The organism is Frankia sp. AiPs1, from assembly GCF_023716945.1.
Lineage (GTDB): Bacteria > Actinomycetota > Actinomycetes > Frankiales > Frankiaceae > Frankia.
The window spans coordinates 1-14,339 of record NZ_JAMQQF010000114.1; the positions used below are offsets into that span (position 1 = coordinate 1).

Consider the following 14,339-nt stretch of genomic DNA (forward strand, 5'->3'; position numbering starts at 1 on the left):
GGTGGTGGCCGTGCCGGCGCTGCGGGCGTCGAACGCGGCCCCGCCGGCGCCGGGCGGGGCGGTCGCGCTGTACCTGCACACCTCGGGCACGACGGGAGCGGCCAAGCGGGTGCCGGTCACCCAGGAGGTGCTCGCCGCGCGCACCGACCTGCTGTCCGGTCTGCTCGACCTCGGCCCGGACGGCCGCTACGCCACCGGCTCGCCGTTGCACCACATCGGCGGGCTCGGCAACACCCTCGTCGCGGTGTCGGTCGGCGCGACCGTGCTGTCGACGTCGCGTTTCAGCCACCAGTGGTGGGCCGGGCTGCGGGGGCAGGGCGCCACGCACTGCCAGCTCGTCCCGACGATGATCGAGATGCTGCTGGCTGAGGGAACGCTCGACGCGGTGCCGCTGCGCACCCTGGTCTACGGTGCGTCGCCGATCAGCCCGGAGACGCTGCGCCGGGTGCAGGCGGTGCTGCCCGGGGTGCGCCTGGTCAACCTGTTCGGTCAGACCGAGGGCAGCCCGCTGACCTGCCTGACCCCCGCCGATCACGACCGGGCCGCGGCGGGCGCCCCCGACCTGCTCGCCACTGTCGGGCGGGGCGTTCCCGGGCTGCGGCTGCGCATCGACGACCCGGACGACGCCGGGGTCGGCGAGGTGCTCGCCGCCGCGGCGCACCTGAGCGTGCACGCCGCCGACGGCTGGCTGCACAGCGGCGACCTCGGCTTCCTCGACGACGACGGCTACCTGCACCTCGTCGGGCGGCGCAACGACATGATCGTGCGCGGCGGGGAGAACGTGTACCCGCTGGAGATCGAGCACACCCTCGTCGAGCATCCCGGGGTCGCCGACGCCGGGATCGTCGGGGTGCCCGACGCCCGGCTCGGGGAGACGCTGGCCGCGTTCGTCGTCCCCGCCGACCCCGACCGCCCGCCGACCGCCGACGAGCTGCGCCGGTTCGTCCGCGACCGGCTGGCCGGGTTCAAGGTGCCCGCCTACTGGTACGTCGTCGACGCACTGCCGCTCAACGCCGCCGGCAAGCTCACCCGCCCCGCCCTGCGCGCCCGCCACGACGCCGCCGACGCCGCCGACGGCGGAGGCGGGTCGCCGTAGCGGGGCGGGCGGCCGGGGCGGGCGCGCCGGTCAGCTCCCGTCAGGAGCCGGTGGTGGCGGGCAGCTCGTGGCCGCAGAGGTTCTCGCGCACGACGTTGAAGGCGTCCCCGGTGTGGTTCGCCTGCACGAACGACCAGCAGGTGGTCTGCTTGCCGCGGTCGCGGGCCAGGTCCATCGGCTGGATCAGCCCGCCGGCGTCGTAGTCGTGCACCGCGTTGAGGGAGTTGACGAAACCCTCGCGGGTCGGGCAGGCACCGGCCTCGGTCAGCCCGCGCAGGTACAGGTCGGTGTCGATGTAGGCGATCATCGCGAGTTCCTGCTGCGGGTTGGGAACCTGCGGGGCGTAGCGCGCCATCGCCGTGCGGTAGTTCGCGATCGCCGGGCCGCCGGCCTCGAACGGGCGGTAGAACACCGGGATGGTCACGCCGGCCAGCGCGCCGGCGGAGTCGTGCAGGAGCTGGGTGTCGTAGCCGCTGACCGACAGGATTGCCCGCAGGTTCACCCCGGCGGCGCGCACGGCGGTCAGGACCGCGGGCAGGTCGGGGGCGTTGATGACGGTGAGCAGGGTGTCGGCGCCGCTCTCGGCGATGCGCCGCGCGACGGCCGCCGGGCTGTCCGCGCCTGCGGTGTAGGCGATCTCGCCGACGACCGGAATGCCGGCGGCCTGGGAGCTCTGGGTCATCTTGGCGCTGGTGTTGCCGACGCCGGCTGACAGCGCGGTCCGCAGCAGGATCGCCTTCGTCCCGCCCTGCGAGCGCAGGAACGTGCCGTAGGTGTCGGTCGCGGCGCCGGTGGTGGAGGAGAACGAGAACATCGTGCGGTACTTCGCCCAGACGTCGCCGGTGGCCAGCCCGCCGACCGGGACGCCGTGCTCGGCCAGGTACTGGGCGCTGCCGTTGGCGGCCAGGGAGTACTCCAGGATGCCGAAGTCCTTCTGCCGCTCGATGAGGTCCCGGGCGGCGACGCCGTTGGCCGAGGGGTCGCCCTGGTCGTCCCGCCAGTCGTAGACGATCTTGCGTCCGTGGATGCCACCGGCGGCGTTCGCCTGGCCGATGCGGGCGTCGACCCCGGCGCGGGTGGCGGCCATCGAGGCCGCCGTCGGCCCGGAGTCGGGATAGAGAAGCCCGAGCCTGACCTCCGATGAGGTCACGCCCGGGCTGTCACAGGATGCCGCCGACGATGCCGTGGGCGACGAGCACGCGCTCGCCCCCGCAGCGACCAACGCCAGCAACGCGGCGGCGCTGGATAACGATAAGGAGACGGAACGGCGACGCATCGTGACCCCCGTGGGAACGGTCAGAGAAGGGAGGGAGGAACTGCAGGGAAAAGGAAAAAGGCAAAAGGAAAAGAAAATGGTCGTGCCCCGGCGCCGTGAGGCGCCGGGGTACGAGGTGGTGCCGGGGACCTGGCGTGCGGGGACCTGGCCGTGCGGGGACCTGGCGCCGAGGGACCCGAAGCGGTCTCAGCTGTCGTAGCGGGGTGTGCCGCGGTAGCCGAAGAAACGCTCGAAGTTCTCGTCGTTGATCGGCCGCCGCGAGTTGCGCTCCTGGGCGTCGCGCAACGCCGCGAGCCGGGCGCGTTCGCGCTCGACCCGCTCGGCGTCCACCGGCTCAGCCTTTTCCAGCTCGGTGACCAGGGTGTTCTGTGCCTTGATCTCCTCGCCGAGGCGTGCCGCCACCTCGCCGTAGGTGAGCAGGTCCTGGTCGTCCTCGTCCTCGCGCTGCGGGACGGCGGCGGGGTTGGTCTCAGGGTCGCTCATGCGTGCACCGTCCTTTCGGTTCAGAGCTCGATCGGAACCCAGCCGGCGCCCTCGGACGACCGGTGCGCCGCGTCGATGATCTCCAGGCTGAGCAGCCCGTCGGTGAAGGTGGGCACCGGGGTGGGCTGGCCGTCGAACGCGGGCAGCCAGTCCTCGAGCATCAGCGCCATCGCCCGGCTGCCGTGGCCGGCCAGGCCCTCGGGCAGGTGCTGCGGGGCGGCGGGCTCGCGCTCGACCGGGGCCAGCGGCGCCAGCCCCTTCTGGCTCGCCGGGCCCGCCTGGTAGGTGGTGTGGCGCAGGCTGCCGTCGGCGACGATGCTGCCGTCGGTGCCGAGCAGCTCGAGGCGGAAGTGGTCGACGTTCGCGCCGATCGTGGAGACGCTCAGGACGGCGATCGCGCCGGAGGCGAGCCGCAGCAGCACCGCGGAGGTGTCGTCCGCGGTCACGGCCAGCTCCCCGCCGTCCGGCAGCGTCCGCGTCGGCACCGAGCTGCGCACGTCGGCGCACACCGCCACCGGCGGCCCCAACAGCGAGCAGACGAAGTCCAGGTCGTGGACGAGCATCCCGGCGAGGTAGCCGCCGCCCTGGCTGCGGTCGTACATCCAGGCGGCCTGCAGGGGCCGGCTCGGATGCCAGTAGGAGGCGCTGCGGGTGACCCGGGCCACGTGCGGGGTGCCGAGCAGCCCGGCCCGCACCTGGTCGGTGATGGCCAGCCACTCCGGGTTCCAGCGGTTCTCGAAGCAGCAGCCGGTCGGCCGGCCCGACTCCTGCGCCGCGGCGACCATCTCCCGGGCCTGCGCCGGATCGGCGGCCAGCGGCTTCTCGCACAGCACGGCCTTGCCCGCGGCCAGGGCGGCGAGGGTGATCTCGTGGTGCAGCGCGGTCGGGGTCGCGACCGAGATCAGATCGAGGTCGTCGCGCCGGACGAACGAGCGCCAGTCGGTCGAGGTGTCCTCGATGCCCAGCCGGGCGGCGACCTTCCCGAGCCGCTCCGGCGTCCGCGCACACAACGCCACCGGGTCGTAACCCTGGGCCGCTCGGTACGCCGGAGCCTGGACGATGGCCCCCCAGCCGACCCCCACGATGCCCACCCGCAGCGTCATCGGACCACCTGCGCCGTCGGAACCACCTGCGCCGTCGGAACCACCTGCGCCGTCAGAACTACCTGCGCCGTCAGAACTACCTGCGCCGCCGGAACCATCCGCGCCGTCAGGAACACCCGCGCCGTCATGTCGCCTCCCAGGGGACGGCCACCGGCCGTCCTGCCGCATCATTGCGTTACCCAAAAATCAAGGCTAATTCGCTAGACATCAGACACTAGTGCGGGACTACGACGAGGGGCAACGCAGCCCGGCGGGCCGCGCGGGTCCGCCCAGCTTCCGCGTCAGTCCCGGGTGCGCCGGACGTACCACAGCGTCTCCGCGTGCCTCCTGCCCGACCGGCGTCCTACACTTACCTGCGGTAATGCCCCGCCGGGGCTGTCGAAGGAGCGCGGGACCGGGAGGGGGCGCCGGGTGGCGGTCGAGCCCGAGCGCGACCTGGTCGTACCGTCGCGGCGGCGGGACCCGTATCCGGTCAGCCCGGTGATCGGTCCGGAGGGCGAACGGGCCTGCGCGGAGATCGTGGCGGCGGCCCGCGAGCTGTTCGCGCGGCGCGGCTACCACGGCACCAGCATCTCGGCGGTCACGGAGGCCACCGGCCGCTCGGACACGGCCTTCTACCAGTACTTCCAGAGCAAGATCGAGCTGTTCGCCATCTTCTACGAGCGGCTCGGTCGGGACCTCGTCCGGCACTTCCGCCACCAGCGGGTGATCGAGCCCGGACCGGCCGGGCTGGCGGAGTTCCGGGCCTGGCTCGAGGGCCTCGACGAGGTCCTGCGCCGACACTCACCCGTCTTCGCCACCTGGCCGCTGGTCGCGCACGACGCCCTGGCGCCGGAGGATCCCTCCGAGCGCTACCTGCGCGAACTCGCGGAGGAGATGCGGCCTCGACTGGCCCTCGTCGGCGCCGGTCCGGTGGACACCCGCGTCCTCGCGATCGCGATCATCAGCCTGATGCAGTGGACGCACGTCGTGCTCGATCCACGCCGCCCCGGTGTCCTGCCGCCCGAGTCGTCGGTGCACGCCACGCTCGCGACGATCATCCACTCCTCGCTGTTCCCGCGGGCGGCCGGCGCCCCGGGCACGGTGGGTGCGGTGGGTGCGGTGGGTGCGGTGGGTGCGGTGGGTGCGGTGGATGTGGTGGATGTGGCGGGCACGGCGGGTGTCGACGGCGACCCGCCGCCCTGGCCCGACCTACTCCCGGGCGGCGGCACCGATCGCGCGGATCCGCTCGGCGCCTGGCGCGACACGGCCCCGCTGGGCCTTCGCCGGCAGGTGACCCGGCGGTCCGAACCGACGATCCGGCGCATTCTCGCCGCCGCGAACCAGGCGTTCGAGCGTGGCGGGCTGGCCGGCACGAGCGTCGACGACATCACCGCCGAGGCCGGCGTCGCCCACGGCACGTTCTACCAGTACTGGGAGGATCGGTACGCGATCTTCGCGACGCTGGCCCACCAGGCGGCGGTCGACATCTGCAGCCACCTCGACGACCTGCTGCGCGCCGAGGACGACGGCGACATCCTGGCCTGGATCGACCGCTGGTTGGTCGTGCTGCGACGGCGCGGCCCCACCCTGCACGTGTGGACGACCGAGGTGCTGCCGACCCCGGCACTGCAGCGGCTGAGCCGGCAGCTGCGGACCTACCTCGACGCGGTCACCACGCGGCTGCTGGCGCGCTGGGCGCCGGGACGATCGCTGGACCCGTCGGCGGCTGCCGTCGTGCTGTGGGTGCTGCTGGGCGAGTTTCCCTACCATGCCTGGCAGCGCCATCGGGTGCTCGACCGCGACGACGTCCGTCGTTGCCTCGCGCTCCTGCTCGTCGGTGGTCTGCTCGGCGCTCGTACCCCCCTGCCCGCCGGCGGCCCGCCCCCCTGAGCGGGCGCCTCCCGGAGGGGACGCCTCCCGGAGGGGACGGGGTCAGGCCGGGCCGGTGATGGCCGTGCAGAACGTGACGAGATGGTCGCGTTCCACCGCGTCGGGCCCCGTGCCGGCCGCGACATGGCGTTCGAGCGCGCCGAGGACCACGTCCAGGATCGCCCGTGCGTCGAGCTCCGGGTGCGGGCGCCCGGCCGCGGCCAGCGGCGTGACCAGCAGTGCGCCGAGCTGGTTGTCCAGGGTCGAGCGCCCCGGTTCGGAGCCGTCCGAGCGCAGCGTGAGCCGGCTGATCGCGATGCTCTGGGTGGCGACCTCGGGGCGGGTGAGCTGGGTCAGCAGCCCCTGCACCCAGGCGGCGACCTGATCGGCGGGGCCGGCCTCCTTGGCCATCTGGTGGCCCAGGTAGGAACGCACCCGCAGGACGCCGCGCTCCATCACGGCGTGCAGCAGCTCGCTCTTGCCGGCGAAGTAGCGGTAGAAGGTCTGGTTCGAGCTGCCGGCCTCGGCGACGATGTCGCTCACCCGCGGCTCCGCCGGTGCCACCCGGACCGCCACCCGCAGGGCGGCGTCGAGGATCTGCTCGAGCTCGTCGAGGGCGTCGCGCTGGTGGCGGCGCAGGGCCCGATCGACTGCGGCGCGCACGGATGCGGGCGCTGCGTCCCACTCCAGCGGGGTCGACTCCATGGATGCAAGTCTGCCGTGCGTGGTGGGCGGAGCGAGGCAGGATCCGACCATGTCGCAGAATCTGGTTCTGGAGCGGCCAGAATGCTATTCTGCCCCCGTCCCGATCACGTGGACCAGGAGGTCCGGATGTGGAACCCGATCCAGCCCGCCGACCCGAGTCGGTACCCGCGGTGAGCGCGGGCCCGCCGGCACAGGGCACGGCGGCACAGGGCACGGCGGCACAGGGCACGGCGCTCGACGCCGTCCGCCTGGCCCGCTGGCTCGACGCCGAGCAGGTGCCCGGGGCGGGCGAGCTGCCCGTCATCGACCGGCTCACCGGGGGTTCGCAGAACGAGCTGTACTCGCTGATCCGCGGCGGCGAGCGCACGGTGCTGCGGATGCCGCCGGCGGCCGCGAGCGAGTCCCGCGTCGACGGGCTGCGCCGGGAGCTGCGGTTGCTGCGCGCGTTGCGCGGAACGGACGTCCCCCACGCCGAGCTCGTCGCCGGGGACCCCACCGGCGAAGTGCTGGGAATGCCGTTCTACGTGATGCGGGCCATCGACGGCTGGAGCCCGACCGCCACCTGGCCGGCTCCGTTCGACACCGAGCCGGCCGCCCGGCGCGAGCTGGCGTTCGAACTCGTCGACGGCATCGCGAAGCTGTCCCGGGTCGACTGGCGTGACCGCGGACTGGCGGGGTTCGGCCGCCCGGAGAACTTCCACGACCGCCAGGTCGACCGCTGGCTGAGCTTTCTCGGCGCCTACCGGTTTCGCGACCTGCCCGGCCTCGACGAGGCGGCCGCCTGGCTGCGGGCGAACCGGCCGGCCAGCTTCGAACCGGGGATCATGCACGGCGACTACCAGTTCGCCAACGTGATGTTCCGCCACGGCACCCCGGCCCGGCTCGCCGCCATCATCGACTGGGAGATGACCACGATCGGCGACCCGCTGCTCGACCTCGGCTGGGCGCTGCTCGGCTGGGACGGGGAGGAGCCCCGCACCGAGGGCTTCTACCTCGACGTCTCCGGGATGCCGCGGCGGACCGAACTGCTGGCGCACTATGAGCGGGTGAGCGGACGCTCGACCGCCGACATCGACTACTACCTGGTGCTGGCCAACTGGAAGCTCGGCGTGGTGCTGGAGAAGAGCTACGCGGCCTTCGCCGCCGGCGCAACGGTCGACCCCAAGGTCGAGACGTTCGGGCCGCTGGTGCTGCAACTGCTCGCCACCGCCGCCGACCTCGCCCGCTCGCTGCCGGCCCGGAGAGGCTGACCATGGGATACGCGGACACCCTGTTCGACCTGACCGACCGGGTCGTACTCATCACCGGCGGCAGCCGCGGGCTCGGCCGGGAGATGGCCTTCGGCGCGGCGCGCTGCGGAGCCGACGTCGTCATCGCCAGCCGCGACCTCGACTCCTGCACGGCCACCGCCGCCGAGGTCGAGGCCGAGACCGGCCGCAAGGCCCTGCCGTACGCCGTGCACGTCGGGCGCTGGGACGAGCTGCCCGGCCTCGTCGACGCCGCCTACGACCGGTTCGGCAAGGTCGACGCGCTGATCAACAACGCCGGGATGTCGCCGCTGTACGACACCCTCGCCGACGTCAACGAGAAGCTGTTCGACGCGGTCGTCAACCTCAACCTCAAGGGCCCCTTCCGGCTGTCGGTGCTCGTCGGCGAACGGATGGTCGCGGCGGGCCGCGGCTCCATCGTCAACGTCAGCTCCACCGGTTCCATCCGTCCGACGGCGGCGATCCTGCCGTACGCGGCGGCCAAGGCCGGACTCAACGCGCTGACCGAGGGCCTCGCGCTCGCCCTCGGCCCGCAGGTGCGCGTCAACACCCTCATGTCCGGCCCGTTCTACACCGACGTCAGCAAGCACTGGGACCTCGACGCCGTCGCCGAGGCGGCCCGGTCACACGCGTTGCAGCGCGCCGGCAACCCGGCCGAGATCGTCGGCTCCGCGCTGTACCTGATCTCGGATGCGTCCAGCTACACCTCCGCCGCGACCCTGCGGGTCGACGGCGGCATCCCCTGAGCCGACACCGCCCCTGAAGGCGCACCGCCCCTGAGGCGACACCGCCCCTGAGCCGATAGCGGCCCGAGTGCTGGGAGGAAATGCCATGGCATGGGACTTCTCCACCGATGCCGAGTTCGAGACCAAGCTGGACTGGGTCCGGGCGTTCGTGCGCGACGAGGTGGCACCGCTCGACGTGCTGTTCCCGGGCTGCGAGTACCTGCCCCTCGACGACGAGCGACGCAAGATCGTCGACCCGCTCAAGCAGCGGGTGCGCGACGAGGGCCTGTGGGCCCCCCATCTCGGTCCGGAGCTCGGCGGGCAGGGCTTCGGCGCGGTGAAGCTGACCCTGCTCAACGAGATCCTCGGCCGCACGGACTGGGGGCCGATCGTGTTCGGCACCCAGGCGCCCGACACCGGCAACGCCGAGATCATCGCCCGGTTCGGCACCCCGGAGCAGAAGGAGCGCTACCTGGCGCCCCTGCTGGCCGGGGAGATCTTCTCCTGCTTCTCCATGACGGAGCCGCAGGGCGGCGCCGATCCGCGGGTGTTCACCACCCGGGCGCGACGCGAGGGCGACGAATGGGTGATCGACGGCCGCAAGTACTGGTCGTCCAACGCCGCGGTGGCCTCGTTCCTCATCATCGTCGCCATCACCAACCCCGACGTCGCGGTGCATCACGGGGCGTCGACCTTCCTCGTGCCGCGCGACACCCCCGGCGTGGTGATCGAGGACAGCCACCACGTGTTCGGCGCGCACCACCACGAGCCGGGTCACTCCCTGGTCCGCTACGAGGGGGTGCGGGTGCCGGCGGACGCGCTGCTCGGCCACGAGGGGCGGGGCTTCGAGGTGGCCCAGTCCCGGCTGGCCGGCGGCCGGCTGCACCACGCCATGCGGGCGATCGGCGTCGCCCAGCGGGCCATCGACATGATGGGCCAGCGCGCCCGCAGCCGGTTCACCCAGGGCAGCTCGCTGGCCGACAAGCAGTTCGTGCAGGGGTTCATGGCCGAGTCGTACACCGAGCTGATGCCGTTCCGCCTCGCCGTGCTGCACGCCGCCTGGCTCATCGACACCCACGGCGAGCACGCCGCCCGCACCGAGATCGCGGCCCTGAAGGTGCTCACCCCGAAGGTCATCCAGTCCATCGTGCTGCGGGCGATCCAGGTCCACGGCGGGCTCGGCATCACCGAGCAGCTACCGCTGGTCGACATGTTCACCACGGGACTCGCCCTCGGCCTCGCCGACGGGCCCACCGAGGCGCACAAGGTCAACCTGGCCCGCCAGCTCCTGCGCCACTACGAGGCCGACGACCCGGCGTGGCCCGAGGAGTTCCTCGGCCGCCGCCTCGCCGCGGCCCGGGAGAAGTACGGCGACCTCGTCGCCAGCGTCCCGTCGGTGCCCGCCGGGCCGCCGGGGGCGCCGCAGGGGGTGTGACGGCGCGCCCGGGGCTCAGGCCTCCGAGCAGCTCAGGCCTCGGGCAGCTCAGGCCTCGGGCAGCTCAGGCCTCGAGGACCGCGGTGATGAACCCGGCGATCGTGTTGACGATGTCGGCGTCGTCGACCGGCAGGTGCTGGGCGTGGCAGTGGTACCAGGTGCGGTCCATCATCGACTGCACCGCCAGGCCCAGCGCCTCGGGCGCGTCGGTGGGGGTGCGCTGGCGACCCCGCAGGTGCACCCCGAGCAGCCAGGCCACCCGCATCTGCATCTTGTTGCTCGCCGCGCCGACGCTCTCGTCGGCCGGGCCGGACTGCGCCGAGAGGATGAACGCGCCGTGCTGATCCATGAACGCGAAGTACTTCCACACCCAGGCCTCGACGTCGGCCTGGGCACAGGGTCGCGGGAGGGTCTCCCACTCGGCGACGACCTGCAGTAGCTCCCGAAAGGTGGCCTGGCCCAGGGTGTCGAAGATTTCCCGCTTGTCGCGGAAGTAGGTGTAGAAGCCGGCGCGGGAGATCCCGCAGGCGTCGGTGATGTTGTTGATGCGGGTGCCGGCGTACCCGCGCTCCAGAAAGAGCTTCTTGGAGGCGTCGAGGATCGCGTTGCGGGTGCGCGCCGCGCGCCAGCCCAACCGGGCGACCGCGGTCCCGGAGTCGGCCGGCTCGACCGGCAGGAGCCGGGGATCGCCGTCGGGGTTCGTGCCCTCGTCGACGATCTCCGCGGAGGTTGGGTCGTCCATGGTCGATCCAGTGTAGGAGAGCCGGGCGCCGCACCTGCTGACGGACGCGTCAGAGGTTGCTCACACGGGCCCGGGGCGCGGTCCGCCGCCTGGCTGGCGATCAGCGGATCCGGTGCTCCCGTATCATCTCATCCTGAGCGGCCAGTCATCCTGAGCGGCCAGCGCCGCCGACCGGTCGACGCCGTCGTGCGGTGGCCGGTGCGGGCGGCTGGTCAGGACGAACGCGAAGGGGTGTGTCGGCGCAATGGGCCCCGGTGGCTGAGGCGCCGCTGCGGCTTGCCGGCTCGCCGGGACCGGTCGATCCGGACCGCGCCGAGCGGGAGCGCCGCGCGATCATCCGCGCCGCCCACCGGCTGATCGGCCGCGACGGTCGCGCGGCGACGCCGCTGGAGGACATCCTGCGCGGCGCCGGGGTGAACAGACGCACCTTCTACCGGCACTTCCCGTCCAAGGACGCGCTGATCCTGACCATGCAGCGGGAGGCCGCCGCCGGGGTGCGCGACAGCCTGCGGGCGGTGGTGCGCGAGGCCCGCGACGCCCGGGCCGCCGTCGTGGCGTGGATCGAGGAGCTGCTCGCGATCGGCTGGGACGAGCGCGCCAACCGGGACGGGCAGACGTTCATGACCCCGGAGGTCGGGCTCGTCGTCGGCATCGCCGAGGCGCTGGAGGACATCTACGCCGAGCACCGGGGCATCCTCGCCGAGGTCCTCGCCGGCGGGCGCAGCGACGGCAGCCTGCCCGCCGCGGAGCCGGAGTGGGACTCCCTCGCCATCCACGCCGTCGTCGTGCGCTACCTGGAGATGCGGGCGCGCGGGCGGCTGGACCGGCCCTACGCCACGGTGGTGGACGACGTCGTCCGCCGGTTCCTTCCGCCGGCCCCCGAGGGCGCCGAGCTGACCGGCGTGCGGGACTGACCGGCGTGCGGGACCGGCCGGCGTGCGGGACCGGCCGGCGCGGGCCCGCGTCCACGAGCACGTCACGCCCAGGTCACGAGCCCGCCTGCACGAAGGTCATCTTGGGCGGGTATCGTCATCACCCCGGGCCGGTACCGGCCGGGAGTCGGCCCGCGCCGACCGCGGGCATCGACCGTAGCGGAAGGTGCAGATGACGCCGGGGCCTCTTTACGCGTTCTACACGCGGCGGCTGCGCCGGCAGGTCGCGGCCGGCCCGCTGCCGACCCACGTCGGCCTGGTCATGGACGGCAACCGCCGCTGGGCCCGCGAGATGGGGCTGGCCAATCCCAGCCTGGGCCACCGTTACGGCGCCGAGCACGCCGAGGACGTGCTGTCCTGGTGCGAGGCCGTCGGCATCCGCCACGTCACCGTGTTCGTCTGCTCGACCGAGAACCTGCAGCGCCGCGGTGACGCCGAGGTCGCGTTCCTCATGCAGGTCATCGAGCAGGTCGTCGCCGACCGGCTCGCCCGGCCCGACGCCCGCTGGCAGGTCCACCTCGCCGGCATGCTCGACGCGCTGCCCGACAGCACCGCGCGGGTGCTCAAGAACGCGGTCGAGACGACCCGCACCGTCACGACCGGTTTCCACGTGACCCTCGCCGTCGGCTACGGCGGGCGGCAGGAGGTCATCGAGGCGCTGCGCGAGCACCTGTACGAACGCGCCGAGGCCGGGGACTCCCTGGCCGACGCCGCCGCCTCGCTGACCATGGACGACATCGCCCGCCACCTCTACACCGCCGGGCAGCCCGACCCGGACCTGGTGATCCGGACCTCCGGCGAGCAGCGGATGTCGAACTTCCTGCTCTGGCAGAGCGCCTACTCGGAGCTGTACTTCTGCGAGGCCTACTGGCCCGCGTTCCGCGAGATCGACTTCCTGCGCGCCCTGCGCAGCTTCGCCGCCCGCGGCCGGCGCCACGGCGCCTGAGCGACCGGCCTGCGTGCGGCGACGCGCGGTTCCGCGGAACATCAAGATCAGAGTTCGGGCTCGGGTTGAAGCATCTCCGCACCCCCCGGTCACGCGGTCTGCCGGCCTGACCTGCCCGTTCCAGCCCGACATCTTCCCTTTGGCACTCGGTGCCATTACAGTCGTCTGGCGCGGCGGGACCGGTTGACGTCGGTTCCGGACCCGGTCAGCTCTAGCGATGGGGAGTACTCATGGAGGAGTCAGTGCAGGTCGACCAGGCCGTCGAGGCGCCCGCGGAGCCAGTCGTGGCGGACCTGCTCGTCGAGGAGGTCTCCATCGACGGCATGTGCGGCGTCTACTGAGCGCCGACGTGACGGACGAGCGCGGCGCGGCCGGCCTCCCGCCGGCCGCCGCCGCGTTCGACCTGGATCGCGCCTGGCGGCTGCATCCCCAGGTGTCCGTGCGGCCGGAGTCGTTCGGGGCGCTGCTCTACCACTTCGGCACCCGCAAGCTGTCGTTCCTCAAGGAACCGGGGCTGCTGGCGCTGGTGGAGGCGTTGCCGGCGCACGCCAGCGCGCGGGCCGCGGCGGTCGCCGTCGGGCTGCCCGCCGCCGATCTCGGCCGCTACCAGCGGGCGCTGGCGACCCTCGCCGCGTCCTCCATGATCGTCGAGGGGAGCATTCCGTGACCACCGCCGCCCCGGCGCGTCTCGTCGACCACTTCGCCCGCGGCCTGGCCGCCCCCATCTGCCTGACGTGGGAGCTCACCTACGCCTGCAACCTCGCCTGCCGGCACTGCCTGTCCAGCTCCGGGCGGCGCGACCCCCGCGAGCTGACGACCGCCGAGTGCCGTGCGGTCATCGACGAGCTCGAGCGCATGCAGGTCTTCTACGTCAACATCGGCGGCGGCGAACCGACCGTGCGCGCCGACTTCTGGGAGCTGGTCGACTACGCCACCGCCCACCACGTCGGGGTGAAGTTCTCCACCAACGGCGTGCGGATCACCCCCGAGGTCGCCACCCGGCTCGCCGCCAGCGACTACGTCGACGTGCAGATCTCCCTCGACGGGGCGACCGCCGAGGTCAACGACGCGGTGCGCGGCGCCGGCTCCTACGACACCGCGGTGCGCGCGATGGCGAACCTGGCCGAGGCCGGTTTCCGCGGATTCAAGCTGTCCGTCGTCGTCACCCGGGCGAACGTCGGCCAGCTCGACGCCTTCGCCGCGCTGGCCGACCGCTACGGCGCCCAGCTGCGGCTGACCCGGCTGCGCCCGTCCGGGCGCGGTGCCGACGTGTGGGACGAGCTGCACCCCACCGCCGCCCAGCAGCGCGAGCTCTACGACTGGCTCGTCGCCGCCGGTGAGAACGTGCTGACCGGCGACTCCTTCTTCCACCTGTCCGCCTACGGCCAGGCGCTGCCCGGGCTGAACCTGTGCGGCGCCGGGCGGGTGGTCTGCCTCATCGACCCGGTCGGCGACGTCTACGCCTGCCCGTTCGCCATCCACGACGAGTTCCTCGCCGGCAACGTGCGCGACACCGGCGGCTTCACCGGCGTGTGGCGGACCTCGGAGCTGTTCGCGGCGCTGCGCGAGCCGCAGTCCGCCGGGGCGTGCGCGTCCTGCGGGCACTTCGACGCCTGCCAGGGCGGCTGCATGGCGGCGAAGTTCTTCACCGGCCTGCCGCTCGACGGCCCCGACCCGGAGTGCGTCGTCGGCCACGGCGTCGACGCGCTGCTCGCCCGCGGGGACACCGCCCCGCCGAAGCCGTCGGTCGACCACTCCCGGTCGATCGCCAAGGCGC

Annotated in this window: 15 protein-coding genes; 10 read left to right on the forward strand and 5 right to left on the reverse strand. The window is 73.1% G+C overall.

Going from position 1 to position 14,339, the window contains the following annotated elements:
* The coding region (locus ND748_RS13060) for a class I adenylate-forming enzyme family protein (protein ID WP_251746067.1) at nucleotides 1–1,096 on the forward strand (1,096 nt) is incomplete at its 5' end.
* 40 nt (nucleotides 1,097–1,136) lie between these two features.
* On the opposite strand, the gene ND748_RS13065 is transcribed toward ND748_RS13060, so the two are convergent.
* The 3 genes from ND748_RS13065 to ND748_RS13075 form a co-directional block, all read right to left on the reverse strand.
* Entirely contained in the window at nucleotides 1,137–2,372 is a 1,236-nt protein-coding gene (locus ND748_RS13065) for an ABC transporter substrate-binding protein (protein ID WP_251746068.1), read from the reverse strand.
* A 186-nt stretch (nucleotides 2,373–2,558) separates the two neighbouring features.
* Nucleotides 2,559–2,855 carry an acyl-CoA synthase gene (locus ND748_RS13070; protein ID WP_251746069.1) on the reverse strand — a complete coding sequence of 99 codons (297 nt, stop codon included), beginning with the start codon at nucleotides 2,853–2,855 and terminating at the stop codon, nucleotides 2,559–2,561.
* A 20-nt stretch (nucleotides 2,856–2,875) separates the two neighbouring features.
* Nucleotides 2,876–3,958, reverse strand: coding sequence for a Gfo/Idh/MocA family protein (locus tag ND748_RS13075; RefSeq protein ID WP_251746070.1), 1,083 nt, complete (start codon nucleotides 3,956–3,958; stop codon nucleotides 2,876–2,878).
* 411 nt (nucleotides 3,959–4,369) lie between these two features.
* Between ND748_RS13075 and ND748_RS13080 the strand changes: the two genes are divergently transcribed.
* Nucleotides 4,370–5,830, forward strand: coding sequence for a TetR/AcrR family transcriptional regulator (locus ND748_RS13080; protein ID WP_251746071.1), 1,461 nt, complete (start codon nucleotides 4,370–4,372; stop codon nucleotides 5,828–5,830).
* Nucleotides 5,831–5,872: 42 nt separating this feature from the next.
* Here the strand turns inward: ND748_RS13080 and ND748_RS13085 are convergent, their stop codons facing one another.
* Entirely contained in the window at nucleotides 5,873–6,514 is a 642-nt protein-coding gene (locus tag ND748_RS13085) for a TetR/AcrR family transcriptional regulator (protein WP_251746072.1), read from the reverse strand.
* Between the two features lie 170 nt (nucleotides 6,515–6,684).
* On the opposite strand from ND748_RS13085, the gene ND748_RS13090 reads away from it, so the two are divergent.
* The 3 genes from ND748_RS13090 (at nucleotide 6,685) to ND748_RS13100 (ending at nucleotide 9,942) form a co-directional block, all read left to right on the forward strand.
* On the forward strand, nucleotides 6,685–7,764 hold the full coding sequence (locus ND748_RS13090; RefSeq protein ID WP_374215912.1) for a phosphotransferase family protein: 1,080 nt from the start codon (nucleotides 6,685–6,687) through the stop codon (nucleotides 7,762–7,764).
* Nucleotides 7,765–7,766: 2 nt separating this feature from the next.
* Nucleotides 7,767–8,528, forward strand: coding sequence for an SDR family NAD(P)-dependent oxidoreductase (locus ND748_RS13095; RefSeq protein ID WP_251746074.1), 762 nt, complete (start codon nucleotides 7,767–7,769; stop codon nucleotides 8,526–8,528).
* An 85-nt stretch (nucleotides 8,529–8,613) separates the two neighbouring features.
* Nucleotides 8,614–9,942: an acyl-CoA dehydrogenase family protein gene (locus tag ND748_RS13100; RefSeq protein ID WP_251746075.1), complete on the forward strand. Its 1,329-nt coding sequence runs from the start codon at nucleotides 8,614–8,616 to the stop codon at nucleotides 9,940–9,942.
* A 64-nt stretch (nucleotides 9,943–10,006) separates the two neighbouring features.
* Here the strand turns inward: ND748_RS13100 and ND748_RS13105 are convergent, their stop codons facing one another.
* Nucleotides 10,007–10,684 carry a TetR/AcrR family transcriptional regulator gene (locus ND748_RS13105; RefSeq protein ID WP_251746076.1) on the reverse strand — a complete coding sequence of 226 codons (678 nt, stop codon included), beginning with the start codon at nucleotides 10,682–10,684 and terminating at the stop codon, nucleotides 10,007–10,009.
* 254 nt (nucleotides 10,685–10,938) lie between these two features.
* Here ND748_RS13105 and ND748_RS13110 point away from each other — a divergent pair, with 254 nt between their 5' ends.
* From ND748_RS13110 to mftC, 5 genes are all read left to right on the forward strand, one after another.
* Complete coding sequence (locus tag ND748_RS13110) at nucleotides 10,939–11,598, forward strand: TetR/AcrR family transcriptional regulator (protein WP_251746077.1); 660 nt, start codon at nucleotides 10,939–10,941, stop codon at nucleotides 11,596–11,598.
* A gap of 190 nt (nucleotides 11,599–11,788) precedes the next feature.
* Entirely contained in the window at nucleotides 11,789–12,562 is a 774-nt protein-coding gene (gene uppS, locus ND748_RS13115) for a polyprenyl diphosphate synthase (RefSeq protein ID WP_251746078.1), read from the forward strand.
* A gap of 230 nt (nucleotides 12,563–12,792) precedes the next feature.
* Nucleotides 12,793–12,903 (forward strand): mycofactocin precursor MftA, encoded by a 111-nt coding sequence (gene mftA, locus ND748_RS13120; RefSeq protein ID WP_044883333.1) that lies wholly within the window; start codon nucleotides 12,793–12,795, stop codon nucleotides 12,901–12,903.
* 8 nt (nucleotides 12,904–12,911) lie between these two features.
* The gene (mftB, locus tag ND748_RS13125; protein ID WP_251746079.1) at nucleotides 12,912–13,229 is read left to right on the forward strand and encodes a mycofactocin biosynthesis chaperone MftB; all 318 of its coding nucleotides are present in this window, start codon (nucleotides 12,912–12,914) and stop codon (nucleotides 13,227–13,229) included.
* Nucleotides 13,226–14,339: mycofactocin radical SAM maturase (gene mftC, locus ND748_RS13130; protein WP_251746080.1), on the forward strand; the 1,114-nt coding region annotated here is incomplete at its 3' end. The genes mftB and mftC, both read left to right, overlap by 4 nt.

Coding starts and splice junctions, on each gene's coding strand:
- ND748_RS13065 (WP_251746068.1), bottom strand. CDS start 2,372: ATGCGTCGCCGTTCCGTCTCCTTATCGTTATCCAGCGCCGCCGCGTTG.
- ND748_RS13070 (WP_251746069.1), bottom strand. CDS start 2,855: ATGAGCGACCCTGAGACCAACCCCGCCGCCGTCCCGCAGCGCGAGGAC.
- ND748_RS13075 (WP_251746070.1), bottom strand. CDS start 3,958: ATGACGCTGCGGGTGGGCATCGTGGGGGTCGGCTGGGGGGCCATCGTC.
- ND748_RS13085 (WP_251746072.1), bottom strand. CDS start 6,514: ATGGAGTCGACCCCGCTGGAGTGGGACGCAGCGCCCGCATCCGTGCGC.
- ND748_RS13095 (WP_251746074.1), top strand. CDS start 7,767: ATGGGATACGCGGACACCCTGTTCGACCTGACCGACCGGGTCGTACTC.
- ND748_RS13100 (WP_251746075.1), top strand. CDS start 8,614: ATGGCATGGGACTTCTCCACCGATGCCGAGTTCGAGACCAAGCTGGAC.
- ND748_RS13105 (WP_251746076.1), bottom strand. CDS start 10,684: ATGGACGACCCAACCTCCGCGGAGATCGTCGACGAGGGCACGAACCCC.
- uppS (WP_251746078.1), top strand. CDS start 11,789: ATGACGCCGGGGCCTCTTTACGCGTTCTACACGCGGCGGCTGCGCCGG.
- mftA (WP_044883333.1), top strand. CDS start 12,793: ATGGAGGAGTCAGTGCAGGTCGACCAGGCCGTCGAGGCGCCCGCGGAG.